At 72.4% G+C, this 3,997-nt stretch carries 4 protein-coding genes, 1 rRNA gene and 1 pseudogene; 3 read left to right on the forward strand and 3 right to left on the reverse strand.

Features of this window, described 5'->3' with window-relative positions; all coding sequences use genetic code 11:
* Positions 1-75: ribosomal RNA gene (rrf, locus tag ACIO5D_RS38415) — 5S ribosomal RNA — on the forward strand; the annotation flags it as partial.
* Positions 76-188: 113 nt separating this feature from the next.
* Here rrf and ACIO5D_RS38420 read toward each other — a convergent pair.
* The 3 genes from ACIO5D_RS38420 to ACIO5D_RS38430 all read right to left on the reverse strand — a co-directional run bounded on the left by ACIO5D_RS38420 (position 189) and on the right by ACIO5D_RS38430 (position 2,954).
* A complete protein-coding gene (locus tag ACIO5D_RS38420; RefSeq protein WP_400800947.1) occupies positions 189-1,379 on the reverse strand; it encodes a TolB family protein in 1,191 nt (396 codons plus the stop codon).
* Between the two features lie 139 nt (positions 1,380-1,518).
* Positions 1,519-2,298, reverse strand: a complete 780-nt coding sequence (locus ACIO5D_RS38425; protein WP_363615300.1) for a lysophospholipid acyltransferase family protein — start codon at positions 2,296-2,298, stop codon at positions 1,519-1,521.
* A 230-nt stretch (positions 2,299-2,528) separates the two neighbouring features.
* Entirely contained in the window at positions 2,529-2,954 is a 426-nt protein-coding gene (locus tag ACIO5D_RS38430; RefSeq protein WP_363615297.1) for a DUF4395 domain-containing protein, read from the reverse strand.
* Between the two features lie 211 nt (positions 2,955-3,165).
* On the opposite strand from ACIO5D_RS38430, the gene ACIO5D_RS38435 reads away from it, so the two are divergent.
* Entirely contained in the window at positions 3,166-3,579 is a 414-nt protein-coding gene (locus ACIO5D_RS38435; RefSeq protein ID WP_363615295.1) for a thioredoxin family protein, read from the forward strand.
* Between the two features lie 322 nt (positions 3,580-3,901).
* Positions 3,902-3,997, forward strand: a pseudogene (locus ACIO5D_RS38440) (electron transfer flavoprotein subunit beta); the annotation flags it as partial.

Raw genomic sequence — 3,997 nt, forward strand, 5'->3', positions numbered from 1 at the left:
AACCCGGAAGCTAAGCCTCACAGCGCCGATGGTACTGCAGGGGGGACCCTGTGGGAGAGTAGGACGCCGCCGAACAATTATTCCAGAGAACCCCCCACCCGATTCCGGGTGGGGGGTTCTCTGCGTTTACGGCCCTGCGTTTGTGTCACCGATGCCGCCGATGTCACCGATGCCCCCCCCGCCGGAATTCACGGGGCGGCAGCGATCGCCGTCCCCCAGCTCGGGCGGCTCCGCCAGCGGTCCGCGGTACTGGTGATCCGGGTGACGTTCGTACCGTCCGTCCGCATGCTGAAGAGGTCGGCGCTGCCGCCGGCGGGGGCCTGGGCGAAGACGATGGACTGTCCGTCGGGGGCGTAGGAGGCGGCGTCGTAGAAGACGTCGGACGGGCCGGGGGTGAGCGCGCCGATGGCGGTGCCGTCGGTGTTGACGGTGTAGATGCCTCCGCCCGGGGCGTAGTCGGTGCCGGCGGGGTAGGTGGTGAACATGATCTGGCTGCCGTCGGGGGACCAGCTCGCCCGTTCGCCGGCCCGCAGCTCCCAGGGGGTGAGCCGACGCATGCCGGTGCCGTCGGTGTTGACGACGTAGATGGCGCGGCCGCTCGCGGGCTGGCCGGTGGCGCTGGTCCGGTACTCGAAGGCGAGCTGCTTGCCGTCGGGGGACCAGCTCGGATTGCTGACCTCGCCGGAGTAGGGCTTGTCGTTGGTCAGGAACGTCAGCCGCTGGGCGCTGGTGCCGTCCGGGCTCATGAGGTAGAGGTCGGAGTACTGGATCTGGTCGCCGCCGGCCGGGTTGGTCGCGCCCCAGGCGCGGCTGAACGCCAGCTGCTTGCCGTCGGGGGAGAAGGCGGGCGCGCGCTCCTGCTCGTTGACGCAGTCGGCGGCCTCGGCGTCGCAGAGCTCGCCGACCTGGTGGGCACCCTCGCCGTCCGCCGAGACCGTCCAGATCCGGGCGAGGCCGTCCGGTGAGTCGCTTCGGTCGAAGGCGATGGTGGTGCCGTCCGGTGACCAGCCGGGGTGATCGTCACGGCCCCTGGCCGACGGCTGGGTGACCTGGCGTTCTCCGGTGCCGTCGGCCGCGACGGTGAAGATGGCGCTGGTGCTCCGGTCGGCGTCGAGGAAGGTCCGGCTGACGATGAGGCCGTTGCGCGCGGTGGAGGCCGTCGCCGCTGCGGCCGCCCCGGCCACTCCGGGAGTGGTGTCGGCTACGGCGGCCTCGGGGGTGGGGGTGGCGGACGGGGACTCCGCGAGGATCTCGCTGAGCGGGATCTCTCCCGGCTCGGCGCCGCACCCGGTGAGCATGACGCCCGCCAGCAGGAGGCCCGCACAGGCGCTGGTGCGTGTGCGGGCCGTGGTCGTGAGTGACAGCCGTGTGCCGGTCATCCGCGTCTCATCTCCGTCTCCGATTCAGGACGAGGGCCCCCGGGGGAGCTGTCACTGTGTCAGATCGGGAGAGCGGACCATCGGCCGACACGCGACGGTCCGCGCCCGCTCGGTCACACGGAGTACCGGCCGGAACGCCTCAGGAAGTCTGGCCCCGGGCCGCCCGGCGCTCGGCCTTCGCGGTGAGCTCCGCCTCGTCCTCGGCCTCGGCGGCCTCCAGGGTGGGCGCGGTGCCGCCGAGCTGGGCGGGCAGCCACCAGGTGTCGTCCGGGCCGCTGGGCTTGCCGGGGTACTCGCGCTGGGCGCGGTCCAGCATCTCGCTCATCGCGGCGCGCAGGCGGCGGGTGACCATCACGGGCTTGTCGCCGGGGGCCAGCACGATCGGCTCGCCGATCATGATGGTGACGGGCACATGGCGCTTGGTGAGGGTCTTGGGACGGCCCTTGGTCCAGAGCTGCTGGGTGCCCCAGAGGACAACGGGCAGCAGCGGGGCGCCGGAGTCGGCGGCCATCCGCGCGGCGCCGGTCTTGAACTTCTTCAGCATGAACGAGCGGCTGATGGTCGCCTCGGGGAACACCCCGACCACCTCGCCGGCCCGCAGGGCGCGCACCGCGGCCTCGTACGCGGGCTGGCCGTCGGTGCGGTCGACGGGGATGTGCTTCATGCCGCGCATCAGCGGGCCGGAGACACCGTGCTTGAACACGTCGTCCTTGGCCATGAAACGGGTCTTGCGCTTGCCGCCGCGGTAGGCGCCGAGGCCGGCGAAGAGGAAGTCCAGGTAGCTGATGTGATTGCTCACCAGTACCGCTCCGCCCTTGGCCGGGATGTGCTCGGCGCCCACGATCTTGATGCGCACGTCGAGCGTGCGGAAGACGGCCAGTGCGGCGCCGATCACGGGCGGGTACACGAACTCTGCCACGGTCAGTCCTGACTTCCCACGGGCCTGCTGGCCCGGTCCGGCGGTACCCGTGTCGTACGTGGGGGCCGACCGGAGGCGCGGCACGCCGCGGCGGCCACGGGTGATACACGGAGATGATCCCCCGAACGAGTGCCTGCTGTCACCTGAGGCGTCCGGTCACGCGGGATGCAGGGGTGTGATTTCCGTGATGACCGGAACCGGGAACTTCTGCGGCCGCGGGCCGGGTGCTGCTACGCGGAGGCGTCGAGACGGCCCTGGGTGCGGCGGATCAGCAGGTACATCTCGCAGCCGAGGCAGTAGCCGAACAGGGCGTTGAGGAAGGCCGCGGCGAGGGCGAAGGCGGTGGCCAGCAGGCCGAGCCAGGTCACGCCGGTGAAGTAGCCGAGAGTGCCGACGACGGCGAAGACCAGGCCGACGGCCTGGGCGAAGCGCGGAGGCCGTTCGTCCTCGGTCTCGGTCGGCGGGGCCAGGCGGGGGCGGACCAGGGTGCGGTACAGCCAGCCGTACGGCGAGAGGTGCGGGCCGCCGAGGGCGCCGAAGGCGAAAACGACCGCCTGGAGGGCGAGCAGAACCCCGCTGCCGCTGATCAGGACGGTGATGAGGACCAGCGTGGTGAGCGCGGCGGCGAAACGAGGGCCGCGGGGGTCTATCTGCAAGGGAGCTCCGGGGGAGAGGGCGCGAGGGGGGTGACGGCGGGGCGCGTCAGCGACAGCGCGAGACCGCGGCCCGGCACAGGTCGACCACGCGGCGCGAGGTCAGCAGCGGCTGTGCGGGGCGGTCGGAGTCCACGCGGTGATCGTACGCGGGTGCGGCCCCGGCGGTCGACCTCCCTGCGGGAGCTCGCGGGGCCTGCCGCAGACTGGGGGGATGACCGGGTTGGTGGTGTGCGGTGTCGTGCTCGCGGTGGCGAGCGCGTTCGGGTTGCTGCGGGCCAGGCGCGACGGGAGGCTGCGGGTGCGGACGAAGGACGGGGCGGTACGGCTGTCGGCGGCGGAGCTGGGGGAGTCCCTGGGCGAGCGGGCCACGCTGGTGCAGTTCTCGACGGCCTTCTGCCAGCCCTGCCGGGCCACCCGACGGGTGCTCGCCGAGGTGGCGGGCATGGTCGGGGGTGTGGCGCACGTCGAGCTGGACGCCGAGGCGCGGCTGGAGCTGGTCCGCCGGCTGGACGTCCTGCGGACGCCGACGGTCCTGGTGCTCGACCGGGACGGCAGGGTGGTGCGCAGGGCGGCCGGGCTGCCGCGCAAGGCGGATGTGATCGCGGCGCTGGGCGAGGCGGTCTGACCGTGCGGGCCGGATGGGCCGCCCCGTCGGGTGGAGTCGGGTGCGGGCTGGGGCAGGATGTGCGCTGAGGCAGTGCGGACCCGTCCTGTGGTTCGCGCGGACCGGGGTTCGTCCCGGGCCGTCGCGGGCGGTGTGCGGGCCCTCCGGCCCGGTCCGGCGGCGTAAGCTACTGGCCAGTAGTGACCGTCGGACTACTGCCGAGTATGCTGCCAGGAAGTTCCGGACCGGCACGGGAACACGCTGCCCGAAGCGGGTGCGAGCCGTGTGCGCGCCCGCTTGCACAGCCGCAGCCGCCGGACGAGACCAGTACAGGAGACAGGCCGTGAGCTTGAGGATCGTTGTCTGTGTGAAGTACGTGCCGGATGCGACGGGGGACCGTCGTTTCGCGGAGGATCACACCACCGACCGGGAGGGCGTG

This window comes from Kitasatospora sp. NPDC087315 (genome assembly GCF_044744345.1).
Taxonomy (GTDB): domain Bacteria; phylum Actinomycetota; class Actinomycetes; order Streptomycetales; family Streptomycetaceae; genus Kitasatospora.

Bases quoted from the DNA above. Each gene is read 5' to 3' on its own strand.
- ACIO5D_RS38420 (WP_400800947.1), bottom strand. From the start codon at position 1,379: ATGACCGGCACACGGCTGTCACTCACGACCACGGCCCGCACACGCACC.
- ACIO5D_RS38435 (WP_363615295.1), top strand. From the start codon at position 3,166: ATGACCGGGTTGGTGGTGTGCGGTGTCGTGCTCGCGGTGGCGAGCGCG.